The organism is Buttiauxella izardii (genome assembly GCF_003601925.1).
Classification (GTDB): Bacteria; Pseudomonadota; Gammaproteobacteria; order Enterobacterales; family Enterobacteriaceae; genus Buttiauxella; species Buttiauxella izardii.
Genome location: NZ_QZWH01000006.1, coordinates 79,439 through 97,814, shown reverse-complemented (window position 1 = coordinate 97,814; position 18,376 = coordinate 79,439). Strand labels below are relative to the sequence as shown.

The window sequence follows — 18,376 nt, the reverse complement described above, 5'->3', positions numbered from 1 at the left end:
GAATTTATTGCCCGCTTAATACTCTTGCTGGATCGATATTACTGGCCCGACGCGCCGGATACCAACTGGCGAGCAAACTCAGTAACAAAGCTGTGATCAGTACATAAAATACGTCCAGCCAGTGAAGCTCAGATGGCAGGAAGTCGATAAAGTAGATGTCGCCCGACAGGAACTGGTGGCCGATGAGTTTCTCAATCACGCGGATAATATTGGTCAATTGCCACGAAGCCAGCACACCGACCACTACGCCGCTGACGCTGCCTAATAAGCCCGCCAGCAGGCCGTACCAGACGAAAATCGCACGGATCAAACCGTCTTTCGCGCCGAGGGTACGTAACACAGCAATGTCGCTGCTCTTGTCTTTCACCGCCATTACCAGCGTGGAGACGATATTGAAACAGGCCACGCCAATCACCAGCACCATCGCCAGATACATGATGGCGCGAATCATTTGAATGTCGCGATACATGTAGCCGTAAGTGCCAATCCAGCTTTTGATGTAGACGTAAGCGTTGGTGACTTCGCCCGCATCGCGCACCAGTTGGTTGGCGTTAAAGACGTCATTCACTTTAATAGCAATGCCTGTGACACTGTCACCCATGTCTAAATAGCTCTGCGCATCGGCCATTGGCACCATTGCAAAGCTGTGATCGAGTTGCCCGCTAAGTGCCAGAATACCTTCAACTTGCAGGCGCACACGCTTAGGTTGCAGCAGTTTGTGGTCAGCGCTGCTGTTGGGGATCATGATGGAAATCCAGTCGCCCTGCTTCACCTTCAGCGCATCGGCAACGCCTTTGCCAATAATGATTTGCTGTTGCCCGGCTTTGAAATTTTGCCATGCGTTGCTTTGCACATACTGCGGCAACGCGCTAAGGCGAACTTCCTGCGCCGGATCAACGCCTTTAACCTGAATTGCACGCAGATTTGGCCCGCTTTCCACCAGCCCGGTAAAGTTGATATATGGTGCTGCTGCCGCAATGCCTTTTACTTTCTCTACGCGCTGTAAAACGCCGCTCCAGTCGTGGAATGGCTGATTAACCGGTTCGATTTCGCCGTGGGGAACCACCGCCAGAATGCGATTGTTAAGCTCGCGCTCAAAACCGTTCATCGCGCTCAGGCCGACAATTAGCACCGCCACACCCAGTGCGATGCCTAAGGTAGAAATGATAGAAATCAGTGACACCATGCCGCTGCGGCGACGCCCGCGGCTAAAACGTAAACCAATCAGCAGGGACAGTGGCGAAGCCATTAATCGGCTCCCATCAAAGTCAGTTCGCTGGTCAGGCGACCATCATGCATTTCAAGCTGGCGAGACATACGTTTAGCCAGTTTCAGGTCATGGGTTACCACCAGGAATGCGGTGCCCTGGCGCACGTTCAGCTCGCCAAGCAGTTCGAAAATGCTATCGGCATTACGCGCATCAAGGTTACCAGTCGGTTCATCCGCCAGCACCAGACGCGGGTTATTCACCAGCGCACGGGCGATGGCTACGCGCTGGCGCTCGCCGCCGGAAAGCTCTGACGGGCGGTGATTACTGCGGTGATCAAGTCCAACCGCTTTGAGCATTTCCAGCGCACGTTGTTTAGTATCGTCAGTATTATTTTTACCGATGAGCAGCGGCATCGCGACGTTTTCCATCGCGGTGAAATCTGGCAGCAAATGGTGGAACTGGTAGATAAAGCCCAGTTCACGGTTACGCAGTTCAGCTTTCGCGGCAGACGACATAGCACTCATCGCCTTGCCGTTGAAAATCACGTCGCCAGAAGTTGGCGTATCCAGCCCGCCCAACAGATGCAGCAAAGTACTTTTGCCGGAACCGGAGCTGCCGACAATCGCCATTAACTCGCCGGTATTGATGCTGAAGCTGACATCGTGCAACACGTCCGTTTGCACTTTGCCTTCCTGATAGCGTTTGCACAGCTTGTCACACTGCAACAGGACAGAATTACTCATAACGTAAAGCCTCAGCGGGAAGAGTCGCGGCAGCACGCCACGATGGATAAAGCGTGGATAACAGCGCGACCGCCATAGCGATAAGCGCAATCACAATGACTTGCACGGGGTCGATGGCGACAGGCAGCGCCGCACCATCCAGCAATGCGCCAATAATCGGCATTAAGTTGTTCAGTTGGCTGGCCAGCAACGCGCCTAACAATGCGCCGAGCAGAGCGCCAATAACGCCCGCACTCGCCCCTTGCACCATAAACACCGCCATGATTTGGCGACGTGTTAACCCCTGGGTCTGGAGAATGGCGACTTCGCCCTGCTTTTCCATCACCAGCAAGCCAAGAGAAGTAATGATGTTAAACGCGGCAACCGCCACAATCAGGCTGAGCAACAGCCCCATCATGTTTTTTTCCATGCGCACCGCCTGGAACAGCTCGCCTTTGCGTTCGCGCCAGTCTTTCCATTCGGTGCCCTGCGGCAACGTTTGTTGGCTTAATACGTCAACTTTTAGCGGTTCTGCCAACCACAGACGCCAACCGGTAATATTGCCTGCCGGGTAGCGCATCAAACGCGAGGCATCTTGCTGGTTCACCAGCATCTGATAACCGTCGACTTCGCTGCTCGCCGCGAAAGTCCCGATGACCGTAAACAGACGCTGGCTTGGCAAACGGCCCATCGGCGTGAACTGGCTGGCAGATGGCACCATCACACGGATACTGTCACCGCGTTTAATGCCCAGTTGCCCGGCAAGTTGTTCACCAAGAATGATGTTGTATTGCCCGGCAACCAAATCAGTTTGCTTCACGTTCACCAGGAACGGGGAAAGCGGATCTTTCTCTTCCGGCTTCACGCCGAGCATCACGCCGACAGCCACGCTGCGCGCGCTTTGCAGCACCACATCGCCCGTGGTAATTGGCGCGATACGCGTGACACCTTCGAGTTTGAGATCTTTGGCTGGGAGAGTTTCAGGATTAATCGAGCCGCCAGGCGAGGTAATGATCGCTTGTGGCATCAGCCCAAGAATGTTGTTTTGCAACTCACGCTCGAAGCCGTTCATCACCGAAAGCACCGTCACCAGCGCCATTACGCCAAGCGTAATGCCGATAGTCGACAGCCATGAGACGAAGCGACCGAAACGGTCAGATGCTCGCCCACGCATGTAGCGCAGGCCTATAAATAACGCGACAGGTTGATACATGTATTCCGTCTTGTTGCAGTTGCGGATGCAAAGTTGGCAAGAAGTATATAAGCGATACCGCATCAAGTAAATGAAACGTAACGTTTTTTTGATTTTTAAGAACATGAGTAATCGCTGATAAATCAACGCCATAACGCATTGTTTTCGCAGCGAAGCCACGCTAAAACGGTGATTAACTGACCATAAAGAATTTCCGAATTACGCCTGATTCTTACAAAAACAGACAAATCAGGTAATAAAAATCCCGGCGATCTTCCACCCTGAAGGCAAATTCAGACCAACAGAAGATTTAACTGGCGCATGAAAAACAAACAATTGTGGATAAACCATATCAAAGGGCTGTGCATTTGCCTGGTCGTTATTTACCACTCGGTGATCACCTTTTATCCCCATCTGGTGCAGTTCCAAACCGGGTTCCCGGAGTACGTCGCTAAGAGCTGGATTTACCTGAATCTCTATTTAGCCCCTTTCCGTATGCCGGTGTTCTTCTTTATTTCCGGCTTTTTGATCACCCGTTATATCGACGCGGTGAAATGGCGCGACTGCGTTGATAAGCGCCTGTGGAATATCTTTTATGTTCTGCTGTTGTGGGGCGTCTTGCAGTGGCTGGGGATTTCGTTAATTAATCAATGGCTGGCGCCGGATCTGGTGCGCAACCCGACTTCCAACGCGGCCTATTCGGAAACCCTGCTGCAATTCGCCGTCAGCATGGCAAAAGCCAGCACCAGCCTTTGGTATCTCTACGCGCTGGTGCTTTATTTCCTGGTGTTCAAAAGCCTGCGCCAATACCGGGTCCCGGTCATTTTGCTATTGTTAGCAATCAACGTGGTGATTAGCTTTATGCCGCTGCCGTGGTGGGGCATGAACAGTGTGGTGCGCAATATGTGTTATTACGGGCTGGGCGCGTGGTTCGGGCCACAATTAATGACGGCGATGAAGGAATTTAACCTTCGCCAGCATCCGCTGTTGTGTGCCGCCGCAGCCGTGATTTCCGTGGCGCTGTATCTGGTTAATGTGCCTTTGGTCATTTCGCTGGTCTCGATTTTTGTCATTATGAAACTGTTTTACCTGCTCGATAACTGGCGCGAAAGCCGTACCGATGCATTCCTTAATATCGTCGGCACCAACACGATTGCGATTTACACCACGCATCGCATCGTCATTGAAGCATTGAGTTTGTTTACCCTTGGGCAGATTAGCGCCGGGCGAATTTCCGATAACGCTTTGCTCGCCGTGTTGCTGGTTTACCCGTTTGCCAGCCTGGCGATTTGCACATGTTTAGGCTTAGGTTTCCGGAAATTATCGCGCGCACTGTTTGGCGACATGTTCTTTTCACCGCCAGCCAAATTGGTGACCGCTACCGAGGCGCGTTAAGTCCGTTTCAGCGCAGGACAAATCCCAGGTTGCGTTGCGATTGTGTTGCTAATACAAAACGATCGCGGATAATAATAAGCAACTTCTTGACGCGTCTGGTGGCTATCAGCCCACACAACACGGCGCAACCTGAGAGATTCTGACGCATTTATGCCTGAAAATTATCGCTACTCCTTACCTGTTAAAGCGGGCGATCAACGCCAGCTTGGTGAACTCACCGGTTCTGCTTGTGCGACCGAAGTGGCCGAAATCGTCGAGCGCCATAATGGCCCGGTGGTGCTGATTGCCCCGGATATGCAGAATGCTTTGCGTCTGCATGACGAAATCAGCCAGTTTACGGAAAGCCTGGTGGTGAATCTTGCCGACTGGGAAACCCTGCCGTACGACAGTTTTTCGCCGCATCAGGAAATCATCTCTTCGCGTTTATCCACGCTTTATCAGCTGCCAACCATGCAGCGCGGCGTGTTGATCCTACCGGTGAATACGCTGATGCAGCGCGTTTGCCCGCACAGTTATTTGCACGGCCACGCGCTGGTGATGAAAAAAGGCCAGCGTTTATCGCGTGACGACTTGCGTAGCCAGCTTGAACAGGCCGGTTATCGCAGCGTTGATCAGGTGATGGAACACGGTGAATTTGCGACGCGTGGCGCGTTATTAGATTTATATCCAATGGGCAGCGAGCAGCCGTATCGCATCGACTTTTTCGATGATGAAATCGACAGCCTGCGCGTGTTTGACGTGGATACGCAGCGCACACTTGAAGAAGTGGATGCGATTAACCTGCTGCCCGCGCATGAATTCCCGACGGATAAAACCGCCATCGAACTGTTCCGCAGCCAGTGGCGCGACAAGTTTGATGTGAAGCGCGAGCCTGAGCATATTTATCAGCAAGTCAGTAAAGGCATGCTCCCGGCGGGGATCGAATACTGGCAGCCGCTGTTCTTTAGCGAGCCTCTTCCGCCGCTGTTTAGCTATTTCCCAAAAAATACGCTGCTGATAAATACCGGTGATATCGAAACCAGCGCCGAGCGTTTCTGGCAAGACACTTTCGCCCGTTTCGAAAATCGTGGCGTTGATCCGATGCGCCCGCTGTTACCACCAGAAAGCCTGTGGTTGCGCGTCGATGAACTGTTTAGCGAACTCAAATCCTGGCCGCGCATTCAGCTCAAAACCGAATCGTTAGCGGATAAAGCGGCATTTACTAATTTGGGTTACCGCGCCCTACCCGACCTTTCCGTTCAGGCGCAGCAAAAAGCGCCGCTCGACAATCTGCGTAAATTCCTCGAATCCTTTGATGGCCCGGTGGTGTTTTCCGTCGAAAGTGAAGGCCGCCGTGAAGCGCTGGGCGAGCTGCTAGCGCGTATTAAAGTGGCACCGAAACGTATTTACCGTCTCGATGAAGTGGCGGATAAAGGCCGCTACTTAATGCTCGGCTCCAGCGAGCATGGGTTTATCGACACGCTGCGTAACCGTGCGTTGATTTGTGAAAGTGACCTGCTGGGCGAGCGCGTGAGCCGCCGCCGTCAGGACAGCCGCCGCACCATTAACCCGGATACGCTGATTCGCAACCTTGCCGAGTTGCATACCGGGCAGCCGGTAGTGCATCTGGAGCATGGCGTCGGGCGTTACGCGGGTTTAACCACGCTTGAAGCGGGCGGCATCACGGCTGAATACCTGATGTTGACGTATGCCGGTGACGCCAAACTTTATGTTCCTGTTTCATCGCTGCATTTAATTAGCCGTTATGCGGGCGGTGCCGAAGAAAACGCGCCGCTGCATAAACTCGGTAGCGATGCCTGGTCGCGCGCGCGCCAGAAAGCGGCAGAGAAAGTGCGTGATGTTGCCGCCGAACTGCTAGATATTTACGCCCAACGCGCCGCCAAACAGGGCTTCGCGTTTAAGCACGACCGCGAACAGTACCAAATGTTCTGCGATGCTTTCCCGTTTGAAACCACGCCAGATCAGGCTCAAGCCATTAACGCTGTGTTAAGCGATATGTGCCAGCCGCTGGCGATGGATCGCCTGGTGTGTGGTGACGTCGGCTTTGGTAAAACTGAAGTTGCGATGCGTGCCGCATTCCTCGCGGTGGAAAACAACAAACAAGTTGCCGTGCTGGTGCCAACCACCCTGCTCGCTCAGCAACACCTCGATAACTTCCGCGACCGTTTCGCCAACTGGCCGGTGCGCATTGAAATGCTGTCGCGTTTCCGTACCGCCAAAGAGCAGACGCAAATTCTGGAAGAGGCGCGTGAAGGGAAAGTCGACATTCTTATCGGCACCCACAAGCTGCTGCAAAATGACGTGAAGATGAAAGACCTCGGTCTGCTAATCGTCGATGAAGAGCACCGCTTTGGTGTGCGCCATAAAGAGCGTATTAAAGCGATGCGTGCCGACGTGGACATTCTGACGCTGACCGCAACGCCGATTCCGCGCACGCTGAATATGGCGATGAGCGGAATGCGCGATTTGTCGATTATCGCTACGCCACCCGCCCGCCGCCTGGCGGTGAAAACTTTCGTTCGCCAGTACGATGAGTTAGTCGTGCGCGAAGCTATCCTGCGTGAAGTGCTGCGTGGCGGCCAGGTTTACTACCTCTACAACGACGTTGAAAACATTCAGAAAGCCGCAGACCGCCTCGCGGCCTTAGTGCCGGAAGCGCGTATCACCATCGGCCACGGCCAGATGCGTGAACGTGAGCTGGAACGGGTGATGAACGATTTCCACCACCAGCGTTTCAACGTGCTGGTCTGCACCACGATTATCGAAACCGGTATCGATATTCCCACCGCCAACACCATTATCATTGAACGTGCCGACCACTTCGGCCTCGCGCAGTTGCACCAGTTACGTGGCCGCGTCGGGCGTTCGCACCATCAGGCCTACGCCTGGCTGCTGACGCCACATCCAAAAGCGATGACCACCGACGCGCAAAAACGTCTGGAAGCTATCGCCTCGCTCGAAGATTTGGGGGCAGGATTCGCGCTGGCAACGCATGACCTGGAAATTCGTGGTGCCGGGGAATTACTCGGCGAGGGCCAGAGCGGTTCGATGGAAACCATCGGTTTCTCGCTGTATATGGAAATGCTGGAAAACGCTGTCGATGCGCTCAAAGAGGGCCGCGAGCCGTCACTTGAAGATTTGACCAGCAGCCAGACGGAAGTCGAACTGCGTATGCCAGCCCTGCTTCCGGATGATTTCATTCCGGACGTGAATACGCGCCTTTCGTTCTATAAGCGTATTGCCAGTGCCAAAACGGCACATGAGCTTGACGAGCTGAAAGTCGAACTGATTGACCGCTTTGGCCTGTTGCCTGATCCAGCGCGTAATCTGTTAGATATCGCCGCGTTGCGCCAGCAGGCGCAAAAACTGGGCGTGCGGAAAATCGAAGGTAATGAAAAAGGTGGCGTAATTGAATTTGCCGAGAAGAACCACGTTAACCCGGTGTGGTTGATTGGCTTATTGCAAAAACAGCCGCAGCATTATCGTCTGGATGGTCCAACCCGTCTTAAATTCATTGAAGATCTTGCCGACCGAAAAGTGCGTATGGAGTGGGTGCGTAACTTTATGCATCAGTTAGCCCAGAACGCAGTGGCGTAATCAGTTAGCGGTGCCTTGGATGTTTCTAAGGCACCGATTCTGAAACATTTACACATCCTTTCAATCCGCCAGGATTTCCCGACACCTGCCCCTGCCATAATCATCGATTAACTTTTTTATAACATTAATAAATGTAGGGTTTATCGTGATTACCTCTTTGAGCGTCTTAACATCCCGCAAGATTCGCGTCGGGCGTTGGCTGGCATCGATGATGCTGGTTGGCGCAGCACTTGCCTCTTTCCAGGCTGCCGCTAACTCCTACCCTTTGCCGCCGGAAGGCAGCCGCCTAATCGGTAAGAATATTTTCCATGTTGTCGCCGATGATGGCGGTTCGCTGGAAGCTATCGCTAAGAAATACAATGTCGGTTTCCTGGCGCTTTTGCAGGCAAACCCAGGCGTTGACCCATATGTTCCACGCGCCGGTAGCGTGCTGACTATTCCGCGCCAAATGTTGCTGCCCGATGCGCCACGCCAGGGTTTGGTGATGAATCTTGCAGAGCTACGGGTTTATTATTACCCGGCCGGGAAAAACAGCGTCACCGTTTACCCGATTGGTATCGGCCAGTTGGGTGGCGACACCGTAACGCCAACAATGGTTACTAGCGTCTCGGATAAACGCGCTAACCCGACCTGGACGCCAACGGCCAATATTCGCGCTCGCTATCTGGCGAACGGCATTAAACTCCCGGCAGTGGTTCCTGCCGGGCCAGAGAACCCGATGGGCCACCATGCGATTCGCCTTGCGGCCTACGGCGGGGTTTACCTGCTGCATGGCACCAACGCTGATTTTGGCATTGGTATGCGCGTGAGTTCCGGCTGTATTCGTCTGCGCGATGACGATATTAAAGCGCTGTACAAAGAGATGCCGGTTGGCACACAAGTACGCATTATTAACACCGCAATTAAAACTTCCATTGAGCCAGATGGCAGACGCCTGGTTGAAGTGCATCAGCCACTGTCTAAACATATTGATGACGATCCGAAAGTGCTGCCGATTGTGCTGACTGAACAGATGAAACAGTTCCAGTCCGCACCAGAAACAGATGCCGCCGTGATGGAACAAGCGATGCAGCACCGCTCCGGAATGCCAATTGAAGTGAATACGCATACCGAAGCTAATAACAAAATTTAATTATTCGAATAGAAAAAGGCCCTGCTAAAAATAGCAGGGCCTTTTTTATGAAACTGATTTTACAGTAAATCTTATTTATAGATTACCGCAGTACCGTGCAGAGTATTCGGGCCAGTCACTGAGGTAATACGGTATGAGCTTGCACCCATTTCTTCTGCTTTTTGCGCCAGTTGGTCTTCCAGAGAACTCAAGTTAGTCCCGGCAGTGGCGGTGATAGTACCGACTTTCTGCTGACCATTTGGAGTGGCCTGAACTTCAACAGCCGCAAAACTTGCGAAAGAGATTGAACTAAGAACAGCAGCAGCGATAAGAGTTTTTACGTTTTTCATGATTTTTGACCTTAAGCAGATGATTTGTAAGACCGTTAAAGTTATTTACTTAACGTTCGATAAGTAAATAATAAACGTGATCTGCATCACACGTCAAATTATTTTTATAATGACCGTTAACTATTTTATAAAACTGTTATTTTTCATCCTAATACATGGCATTTATTTTTAGACAAACTACCGCTGGAACCTCTCTTTCATTATTTTTATAATGATCACTCATAAAATCAGAGAAGGTTAAAACGGCTAATCATGTCTACCGACATCAGTCACATCAAAAGAAGCCGTGGCCGACCGAAAGTGTTCGACAAGGAAGCCGCACTCGATAAGGCCATGGTGTTGTTCTGGCAACACGGTTACGAAGCGACTTCAATGGCGCATCTGGTGGAAGCGACGGGTGCAAAAGCGCCGACGCTTTACGCCGAGTTCACCAATAAAGAAGGCTTGTTCAAGGCCGTACTAGACCGTTACATCGCACAAGTAACGAAGCTGCGAGCGAGTTGTCTGCGCTGCGACAGTCGAACACTTGAAGAAGCCCTTGAGGATTATCTTTCTCTGGTAGCGAAACTGTTTACTGATAAAGAAACCCCAACCGGTTGCTTTATGATTTGTACCTCGTCAGTTCTGGCAGTTTCATCGGCAGATATCTCGGAAATGATCAAGGCTCGCCAGTCGATGCTCGAAGCAACGCTGGTTAATTTCCTCGAACTGCATCGGCAGAAAGGGGAAATCCCGCTAACCGCCTGCGTTCGAAATTTGGCTAAATACCTGTGTTGTATTGTCCAGGGAATGTCGGTCAGCGCCCGAGAAGACGCCAGTTACGAAGATCTGATGCAGATTGTCGACACCACCTTGCGCCTGTTACCAGAACTGAAAAAAATCTAATTGAGGGCGACATTGTTCGCCCTTCTTAATTCACTAATAGTCTTTTTCTGCCAAACAAAAAGGCCCTGTTTTTCAACAGGGCCTTTCTTATGGAGAACGCTTTAACTTAGAGGGTAAAAGCTTATTTATAAATCACCGCAGTCCCGTGCAAATGATTTGAGCCACTCGCGGAAGTGACACGGAATGAACTTGCTCCCATCTCTTGAGCTTTTGCTGCCAGTTGGGATTCAACAGAACTCAGGTTGGTGCCACCGGTCGCAGTTATTGTGCCGATTTCATGCTGGCCTGCTGGTGCGGCCGCCACTTCTACAGCCGCGAAACTTGCAAAAGAAACTGAGCTAAGAATCACAGCGGCGATAAGAGTTTTTACGTTTTTCATGATAGTTACCTTGAGAAAATTATTTATAAGGCCGTTAAATTTATTTACTTAACGTTCGATAACTAAATAATAAGCGTGATCTGCATCACGCGTCAAACTTATTTTATAACGATCATTAATTATTTTATAAAAGTTATAATTTTCATAAGCATAGGAATAATTAATTTTTTCCCTCTGCCCTATAGCTACTGCGTGATATTATTTTTATAATGATCGTTCAATAAACAGACAAAGGTTAAACGGCGCATATGTCATCTGATACGACTTGCATTAAAAAAAGCCGTGGCCGACCGAAGGTGTTTGACAGGGAAGCAGCACTCGACAAGGCCATGGCTTTGTTCTGGCAACACGGTTATGAGGCCACTTCATTGGCACATCTGGTTGAAGCGACGGGTGCTAAAGCCCCGACACTTTACGCAGAGTTCACCAACAAAGAAGGGTTATTCAAGGCCGTTCTGGATCGCTACATCGAGCGCTTTTCGCAAATGCGCGAGAATTGCCTGTTCTGCGAAGAACGCACGCTTGAACAAGCGCTGGAAGATTATTTGTCGTTAATCGCCAAGCTCTTTACCGAGAAAGACACACCGACCGGCTGCTTTATTATCTGTACGTCTTCGGTGCTAGCGGCGTCTTCTGAAGATATCGCAGCGGTGATCAAAACACGCCAGTCGATGCAGGAAGAAACGCTGGTGCGTTTTCTGGCTAAACGCCAGGAAAATGGTGAAATTCCACAGACCAGCTGCATTCGTAAACTGGCTAAATACCTGTGCTGTATTATTCAGGGGATGTCGGTTAGCGCGCGTGAAAACGCAAGCTATGAAGAGCTGATGCAAATCGTGAATACCACGATGCGGCTAATGCCAGAACTTAAGAAAATCTAATACCGGGCGGCGTTTGCCGCCCTTCTCTTTTACCTCACTCGCCCTTTGCTCCAGTACGCCATAAAATTGATGGCGTCATGATTCACGCCGCATTCACCAATCAAATGGCGACGTAGCAGTTTCACCACTGTTGATTCTGCCGCCACCCAGCCGTAAAAATCATTGCTGGCCGTGGTCGCTTTATCCCACAGCAACTCGCCTTCCGCTTCTTCGTTAAGCTCTTCCGCCACGCCCGCTCGTTTCGGTAATTGCGCATTTTCTCTGACGGCTTTTAGCAGGCATTCCCCATGCGTGGCATTAACCGGCTTACGCGCCAACCAGTGGATTTTTGCAAAGCTAAACTCGCTCAGATCGACGCAATCACCTTCCTCGGGTACTTCCAGGAACACCTGAATCTGTGGTGGATTTTGCTCCACCGCCAGCAATTCAAGAATCCCTTTCGCCGCAGGCAACGCGGTTTCATCAGCGATAATTAGACCGTGACGCAGCCCTTTTGGTGGCGTCCATTCGTAACCGCCGCTGTCCTGGGAGTATTCAGCATTAGGCGCAACGATTTGAATTTTGTCGCCCGGTAGCGAGTTAATCGCCCATGCTGAAGCAGGGCCTTCCGTACCGTGGCTAACAAATTCAACCGTGACTTCCAGTCGCTCGCGGTCGACATGGCGCAAGGTATAAGTGCGCACCACGGGCCGTTTCTCCTTCGGCAATGCTTGCAGCAACGAGTACCACTCTCCTTGCTGCGGCAGCGTTGGAATCGAACCATCTTCTGATGGAAATAACATTTTGATTCGCTGATCCGGCGAGTCAGATTTCATATATGCGATTTCGGGGCCGCCGAACACCAGACTCAGCAGCGAAGGCGAAATTTGGTTTTTATGCACTAACTGAACGTTAAACAACCGATACCCTTGCACCCCTGCCATTTCTACTCCTTTGCCGCGTCAGGCCTTTATTCAAAAACGTAAACCACAGTAATCATGTGATTATTCATAAGATTTATTTAAGAAATACTAGCAATTGCGATTGATAATGAGAACTGTTATCGGCAAAATTCAGCGCGTAGATATTTCAAAACATTTTCAAATGTTAATTATTTCCATCTAAGGAATGATGATGATGCATAGAAATGCGCGCTGGGTGCTTTACCCGCTGCTTCTGGCGATGATGGCTCCGGCTTTCGCACAGCAAACTTCAGAAGAAAATATTCTGGTTTCCGCCAACCGCATGCACCGCACGGTGGCAGAAATGGCGCAAACGACCTGGGTGATCGAAGGCACGGAACTCGAACAACAAATCCAGGGTGGCAAGGAGCTGAAAGACGCGCTTGCACAGTTAATTCCAGGGCTTGATGTCAGCAGCCAAAGTCGTACCAACTACGGCATGAACATGCGTGGTCGTTCTATCGTGGTGTTAGTGGATGGGGTTCGTCTGAATTCATCCCGTACCGATAGCCGCCAGCTTGATTCCATCGACCCGTTCAATATCGAACACATTGAAGTGATTTCCGGCGCGACGTCTTTGTACGGCGGCGGCAGCACCGGTGGCCTGATTAATATCGTCACCAAAAAAGGCCAGCCTGAAACACAGATGGAATTTGAAACCGGTATCAAGTCTGGTTTCAACAGCAGTAAAGATCATGATGAACGCGTTGCCGCTGCCGTTTCTGGTGGTAACGAGCACGCATCCGGGCGAATGTCCGTGGCATATCAGAAATTTGGCGGTTGGTTTGACGGCAATGGCGACCAGACGCTACTCGATAATACCCAAACCGGTTTGCAGTATTCTGATCGTTTAGATGTGATGGGCACCGGCACGCTGAATATTGATGAAACCCAGCAATTGCAGCTGGTGACGCAATATTATAAGAGCCAGGGCGATGACGATTACGGGCTAAACCTTGGCGAGAATTTCTCAGCAGTGACCGGCAACGGCGACGCATTCGTTAGCAATCAGCTTAATTCAGATCGTATTCCCGGCACCGAGCGCCACCTGATTAGCCTGCAATATTCCAATACCGATTTCCTCGGCCAGGAGCTGGTTGGGCAGATTTATTATCGCGATGAGTCCCTGACGTTCTATCCGTTCCCCACCCTTACGCGTGGTGCCGTGACCAGTTTCTCGGCCTCGCAGCAGGATACCGATCAGTACGGTGCAAAACTGGCGTTGACCAGCCAACCGCTCGATGGCTGGCAGATCACTTACGGCGTGGATGCGGATCACGAGAGCTTTAACTCGAACCAGATGTTCTTTGATTTGGCAAAAGCCAACGCCTCCGGTGGCCTGAATAACCAAAGCATTTACACTACTGGCCGCTATCCGGGCTACAGCATCACTAACCTCGCGCCATTCATGCAAACCAGCTATGACATCGGCGACTTGTTCACATTAAGCGGCGGCGTTCGTTACCAGTGGACTGAAAACAAAGTTGATGATTTTGTTGGCTTTACCCAGCAGCAAGGGATTGCCAATGGGATTGCTCAGTCGGCGGATTCCATTCCTGGCGGCACCACCGATTACGACAATGCGTTGTTCAATGCTGGCGTGCTCATGCACATCACCGAGCGCCAGCAGGCCTGGTTTAATTTCTCGCAAGGTGTGGAGTTGCCAGACCCTGGCAAATATTACGGTAACGGCACTTACCGCCTGCTCAACGGCCACTATCAACTGGTGAACAGTGTGAACGTCGCCCAGTCAAAACTTCAGGGGATCAAGGTCGATTCTTATGAGTTGGGGTGGCGCTATTCGGGTGACAGTCTGCGCACTCAGGTTGCGGCGTACTATTCACTGTCGGACAAATCTATCTCCATCAACCGCGCAGATATGACCATCAACGTGGAAGATGACAAACGCCGCATTTACGGGGTTGAAGGCGCTGTGGATTACTTTATTCCAGACTCCGACTGGAGCACGGGCGTTAACTTCAATGTGTTGAAATCTGAAACCAAAGTAGACGGCAAATGGCAGAAATGGGATGTCATTTACGCCAGCCCGTCAAAAGCGACTGCCTACGTAGGCTGGGCACCAGAACCGTGGAGCCTGCGCGTTCAGAGCCAACAGACGTTTGATTTGACCGATGCCAGCGACAATAAAATCAACGGCTACAACACTGTCGACTTTATCGGGAGCTACGCACTGCCGCTGGGTAAACTCAGCTTTAGCATCGAAAACTTGCTGGATAAAGATTACACCACCGTCTGGGGCCAGCGCGCACCGCTGCTCTACAGCCCAACTTACGGCAGCCCATCGCTGTATGAATACAAAGGCCGTGGACGCACTTACGGCGTGAACTACTCACTGCAATTCTAATAACCGCAAAACAGGCTGGCTAAAAACCAGCCTGTTTTTTACGCTCGCACACAAAATCCTGCTCGACCAAAACCCAGTAGTCATTTAAAACATAGGGACTCTAATTATTGATGTAGTTTATATTTGGCAGGGTTTGATTATGTTGGCAGGTTTCATCGGTTTAGGTTCGGTCATCGAAACAGCGTATCTCCCGGCACTGCGCCGCATCTCTCTTCCACTTCTTGAATGCTACGGTTATGACGCAACCCCAACGCGCCAGATTGAAGGCATCATTCGTTGTGATTCCCTTGATGAACTGCTGGCAAAGCCGCTCGATGTGGTGCTAATCACGACGTCATCTCTGCAACACCTCCCCGTACTCGAACGCGTCTTGCAAAGTGATATTCCCGCGATAGTGGTTGAAAAACCGGTCACGGCGACGCTCGAGCAACTGGGCATACTTCAGGTTTTACTCAAAAATCAGCAAAACGCGGCTCGTGTTCTGGCTTTGGATCACTGGATGGTTCGCACTCAGGCGAGCAATCATATTCACAACATCAATGAAATAAAGTGCATCGAAGGATTTTTACTGGAACCGAGTGGATTTAATGCGGCGGGCGAACCGATAGCGCTGAACTTCGCGACGGGAGAAGAAGATACACGTCAGTTGCGCCATCCTGACGGCGTCATTGTTGATATCGGCACTCATACGCTCGCGATGATGCGTGAGACCGTTCATCAATTAGGTGGCGATGACCAGCTCACCGTTAAGCTGAGTTACGCACGCGACCGTCTGGGGAATGCGATTGCGACAGGCGACTTCACGACAGCGGAAGGTGAAGCACTGTTAACCGGGACGCTGAGCGGCATTCCATTTACGCTGCATCTCAACAAATATGCCGGGCCTGCGGGCGGGCAAAAAGGGATGCGGATTCATCTTCATGACGGGCAGATTATTAATATCGACCGTGAAGGAATGAATGAAGTGGTTGAGCGGATTTCTGAGAAGGGAACCGAACGCGTACTTGTCGCGGGGCCGTTATACGATCGATGTTTACAGGACGTGGTGTTTGGTGATCAAAGACTGTTTTTACGAGCGCCAGATGAAGTACCGGCCTACACGCAGCGCCGGATAGCTGAAGTCACCGCCCTACTGGAACTGCAACAACAGTTACGCGGTAACCATTAAGCAAAAGCCCATCTCGCAAGATGGGCCTGATCGTTTTAATCGTTAAATTTTGCTTAATACTAACTGGCCTTTATCATCCAGTGGGATCTGCGTGCCAGGGTCTTTATCCATACGGATTTTGCCCTGCTGATCGCCAATGCGGTACGTCACGTCATAGCCGAGCATTTTTTCTGACTTGTCGTAGACCGTTTTACATTTCTGATTCGTCTGGGTGTAGGTGTCGTTATCCTGCATCGCGCCCTGCACCTGGTTACCCGCGTAACCACCGCCCAGCGCACCCGCAACTGTCGCCACATCTTTACCGCGTCCGCCACCAAACTGATGGCCAATCACGCCGCCTGCCACCGCACCTAGCGCTGAACCGAGCAGACGGTTTTCATCCTGAACGGGACGGCGATGTGTGGTTGTCACATTACGACATTCCTGACGTGGCGTTTTTACCGTTTCCTTGATAGGTGTCGCTGACACCACCTGTGCGTACTGAGGGCCACGGTCAAAAACATTCATGCTGGCAACCGCCGCCACACCCAGTGCTGCGGCCACACCGATACCTATACCCGCTAACATTGATTTATTCACAGGACATCCTCCTGACTGTGCAATTGCTTACAATTTTGCAGCCTGAGGCCGCTTTAGACAAATCAGACAACGGATGAAAAGTGCGGAAACATACGCAAAACTTATGTGTTTGAGAGAAATCCTAAGCATGAATCGCTCATTTATGGATTTTTATGCTGCTTTTGAATGTGAAAAACCCGGCGCGAGGCCGGGTTTGAAGTGCGTACTGAAACGGAATTAGTGCAGTTTTAAACGCGGACGAATCACCCGGTTAATACTGCCCACCAGCATCATCAGGCCGGTTTTGAAATATCCGTGAAGTGCGACCTGGTGCATACGGTACAAAGAGATGTACACGAAACGCGCCATACGCCCTTCGACCATCATCGAACCGCGCATCAGGTTGCCCATCAGGCTACCGACGGTTGAGAACTTAGACAGCGAAACCAGCGAGCCGTGATCTTTGTAAATATAAGATTTCAGCGGTTTGTCTTTCATCTGCGCCAGAATGTTGGCCAGAACCAGCGATGCCATCTGGTGCGCGGCTTGCGCACGTGGAGGCACAAAACCGCCTTCCGGGCGAGCGCAAGATGCACAGTCACCAATGGCGTAAATGTCCGAGTCACGCGTGGTTTGCAGCGTAGGCTCGGTCACCAACTGGTTAATACGGTTAGTTTCCAGACCACCAATATCTTTCATAAAGTCTGGCGCTTTGATACCCGCAGCCCAAACCATCAGGTCTGCAGCGATATATTCACCATCTTTAGTATTCAGGCCGCCAGCATCAGCAGACGTCACCATGGTTTGCGTCAAAACGCGCACGCCGAGTTTGGTCAATTCGCTGTGAGCGGCCGCAGAAATACGTGGCGGCAGCGCAGGAAGAATACGTTCACCCGCTTCGACTAACGTCACGTTCAGCGCTTCGTTAGTCAGACCTTTATAGCCGTAGCTGTGCAGCTGTTTGACCGCGTTATGCAGTTCAGCAGACAGTTCAACGCCAGTTGCGCCACCGCCGACGATTGCGATGTTAACTTTGCCGCTGGCACCGAGGTTTGCAGAATACTTGAGGAACAGATTCAGCATTTCAGAGTGGAAGCGACGCGCCTGATGCGGGTTATCGAGGAAGATACAGTTATCTTTCACGCCCGGCGTGTTGAAGTCGTTGGAAGTACTGCCCAGCGCCATCACCAAAGTGTCGTAAGGGATCTTACGCTCAGGAACCAGCAATTCGCCTTTGTCGTCACGCAGTTCTGCCAGCGTCAGCGTTTTGCTTTCGCGGTTGATATCAACCACAGAACCCAACTGGAACTGGAAATGATGGTTACGTGCATGAGCCAGGTAGCTCAGCGCATCGACACCTTCATCCAGTGAACCGGTTGCCACTTCATGCAGCAATGGTTTCCATAAATGGCTGTGATTACGGTCGATAAGCGTAACTTTCGCTTTCTTACCACGACCCAGTTTCTTCCCTAACTGAGTGGCCAGTTCAAGTCCGCCAGCACCACCACCGACAATGACAATTTTTCTTAATGGCGTAGTCAAAATGACCCCCTTAAAATATTAACCAATTGTTAATTAAAGGTTATGTAAATAGCATTTAATTAACAACAAGTTACCTAAAC

Annotated in this window: 15 protein-coding genes; 7 read left to right on the top strand and 8 right to left on the bottom strand. The window is 51.2% G+C overall.

The window, feature by feature from the left end:
- Positions 1–4: 4 nt before the first annotated feature.
- Genes lolE through lolC form a run of 3 tightly spaced genes read right to left on the bottom strand, consistent with a single transcriptional unit; the run spans position 5 to position 3,145 of the window.
- Positions 5–1,249 carry a lipoprotein-releasing ABC transporter permease subunit LolE gene (lolE, locus tag D6029_RS03480; protein ID WP_120063433.1) on the bottom strand — a complete coding sequence of 415 codons (1,245 nt, stop codon included), beginning with the start codon at positions 1,247–1,249 and terminating at the stop codon, positions 5–7.
- Positions 1,249–1,953, bottom strand: coding sequence for a lipoprotein-releasing ABC transporter ATP-binding protein LolD (gene lolD, locus D6029_RS03475; RefSeq protein ID WP_120063432.1), 705 nt, complete (start codon positions 1,951–1,953; stop codon positions 1,249–1,251). The genes lolE and lolD overlap by 1 nt, the downstream gene beginning before the upstream one ends.
- On the bottom strand, positions 1,946–3,145 hold the full coding sequence (lolC, locus tag D6029_RS03470; RefSeq protein WP_167455962.1) for a lipoprotein-releasing ABC transporter permease subunit LolC: 1,200 nt from the start codon (positions 3,143–3,145) through the stop codon (positions 1,946–1,948). Before lolC ends, lolD begins: the two co-directional genes overlap by 8 nt.
- Before the next feature lie 300 nt (positions 3,146–3,445).
- Between lolC and D6029_RS03465 the strand changes: the two genes are divergently transcribed.
- The 3 genes from D6029_RS03465 (at position 3,446) to ldtC (ending at position 9,248) form a co-directional block, all read left to right on the top strand.
- Complete coding sequence (locus tag D6029_RS03465) at positions 3,446–4,519, top strand: acyltransferase family protein (RefSeq protein ID WP_120063431.1); 1,074 nt, start codon at positions 3,446–3,448, stop codon at positions 4,517–4,519.
- A gap of 150 nt (positions 4,520–4,669) precedes the next feature.
- On the top strand, positions 4,670–8,116 hold the full coding sequence (mfd, locus tag D6029_RS03460) for a transcription-repair coupling factor (protein ID WP_120063430.1): 3,447 nt from the start codon (positions 4,670–4,672) through the stop codon (positions 8,114–8,116).
- 208 nt (positions 8,117–8,324) lie between these two features.
- A complete protein-coding gene (gene ldtC, locus D6029_RS03455; protein WP_120063429.1) occupies positions 8,325–9,248 on the top strand; it encodes a L,D-transpeptidase LdtC in 924 nt (307 codons plus the stop codon).
- Between the two features lie 71 nt (positions 9,249–9,319).
- On the opposite strand, the gene bhsA (D6029_RS03450) is transcribed toward ldtC, so the two are convergent.
- Positions 9,320–9,577, bottom strand: a complete 258-nt coding sequence (bhsA, locus tag D6029_RS03450) for a multiple stress resistance protein BhsA (RefSeq protein ID WP_120063428.1) — start codon at positions 9,575–9,577, stop codon at positions 9,320–9,322.
- A 252-nt stretch (positions 9,578–9,829) separates the two neighbouring features.
- On the opposite strand from bhsA (D6029_RS03450), the gene D6029_RS03445 reads away from it, so the two are divergent.
- The gene (locus tag D6029_RS03445; RefSeq protein WP_120063427.1) at positions 9,830–10,462 is read left to right on the top strand and encodes a TetR/AcrR family transcriptional regulator; all 633 of its coding nucleotides are present in this window, start codon (positions 9,830–9,832) and stop codon (positions 10,460–10,462) included.
- Between the two features lie 121 nt (positions 10,463–10,583).
- Here the strand turns inward: D6029_RS03445 and bhsA (D6029_RS03440) are convergent, their stop codons facing one another.
- Entirely contained in the window at positions 10,584–10,841 is a 258-nt protein-coding gene (gene bhsA, locus D6029_RS03440) for a multiple stress resistance protein BhsA (protein ID WP_120063426.1), read from the bottom strand.
- A 248-nt stretch (positions 10,842–11,089) separates the two neighbouring features.
- Between bhsA (D6029_RS03440) and D6029_RS03435 the strand changes: the two genes are divergently transcribed.
- Complete coding sequence (locus tag D6029_RS03435) at positions 11,090–11,722, top strand: TetR/AcrR family transcriptional regulator (protein ID WP_120063425.1); 633 nt, start codon at positions 11,090–11,092, stop codon at positions 11,720–11,722.
- 29 nt (positions 11,723–11,751) lie between these two features.
- Here the strand turns inward: D6029_RS03435 and D6029_RS03430 are convergent, their stop codons facing one another.
- On the bottom strand, positions 11,752–12,645 hold the full coding sequence (locus D6029_RS03430) for a siderophore-interacting protein (protein WP_120063424.1): 894 nt from the start codon (positions 12,643–12,645) through the stop codon (positions 11,752–11,754).
- Between the two features lie 193 nt (positions 12,646–12,838).
- Between D6029_RS03430 and D6029_RS03425 the strand changes: the two genes are divergently transcribed.
- Positions 12,839–15,028 carry a TonB-dependent siderophore receptor gene (locus D6029_RS03425; RefSeq protein ID WP_167455972.1) on the top strand — a complete coding sequence of 730 codons (2,190 nt, stop codon included), beginning with the start codon at positions 12,839–12,841 and terminating at the stop codon, positions 15,026–15,028.
- A 139-nt stretch (positions 15,029–15,167) separates the two neighbouring features.
- Positions 15,168–16,196, top strand: a complete 1,029-nt coding sequence (locus D6029_RS03420) for a Gfo/Idh/MocA family oxidoreductase (protein ID WP_120063422.1) — start codon at positions 15,168–15,170, stop codon at positions 16,194–16,196.
- A gap of 42 nt (positions 16,197–16,238) precedes the next feature.
- Here D6029_RS03420 and D6029_RS03415 read toward each other — a convergent pair whose 3' ends face one another.
- Positions 16,239–16,775 carry a glycine zipper 2TM domain-containing protein gene (locus D6029_RS03415; RefSeq protein WP_120063421.1) on the bottom strand — a complete coding sequence of 179 codons (537 nt, stop codon included), beginning with the start codon at positions 16,773–16,775 and terminating at the stop codon, positions 16,239–16,241.
- 216 nt (positions 16,776–16,991) lie between these two features.
- A complete protein-coding gene (locus D6029_RS03410; RefSeq protein WP_120063420.1) occupies positions 16,992–18,296 on the bottom strand; it encodes an NAD(P)/FAD-dependent oxidoreductase in 1,305 nt (434 codons plus the stop codon).
- Between the last annotated feature and the right edge of the window lie 80 nt (positions 18,297–18,376).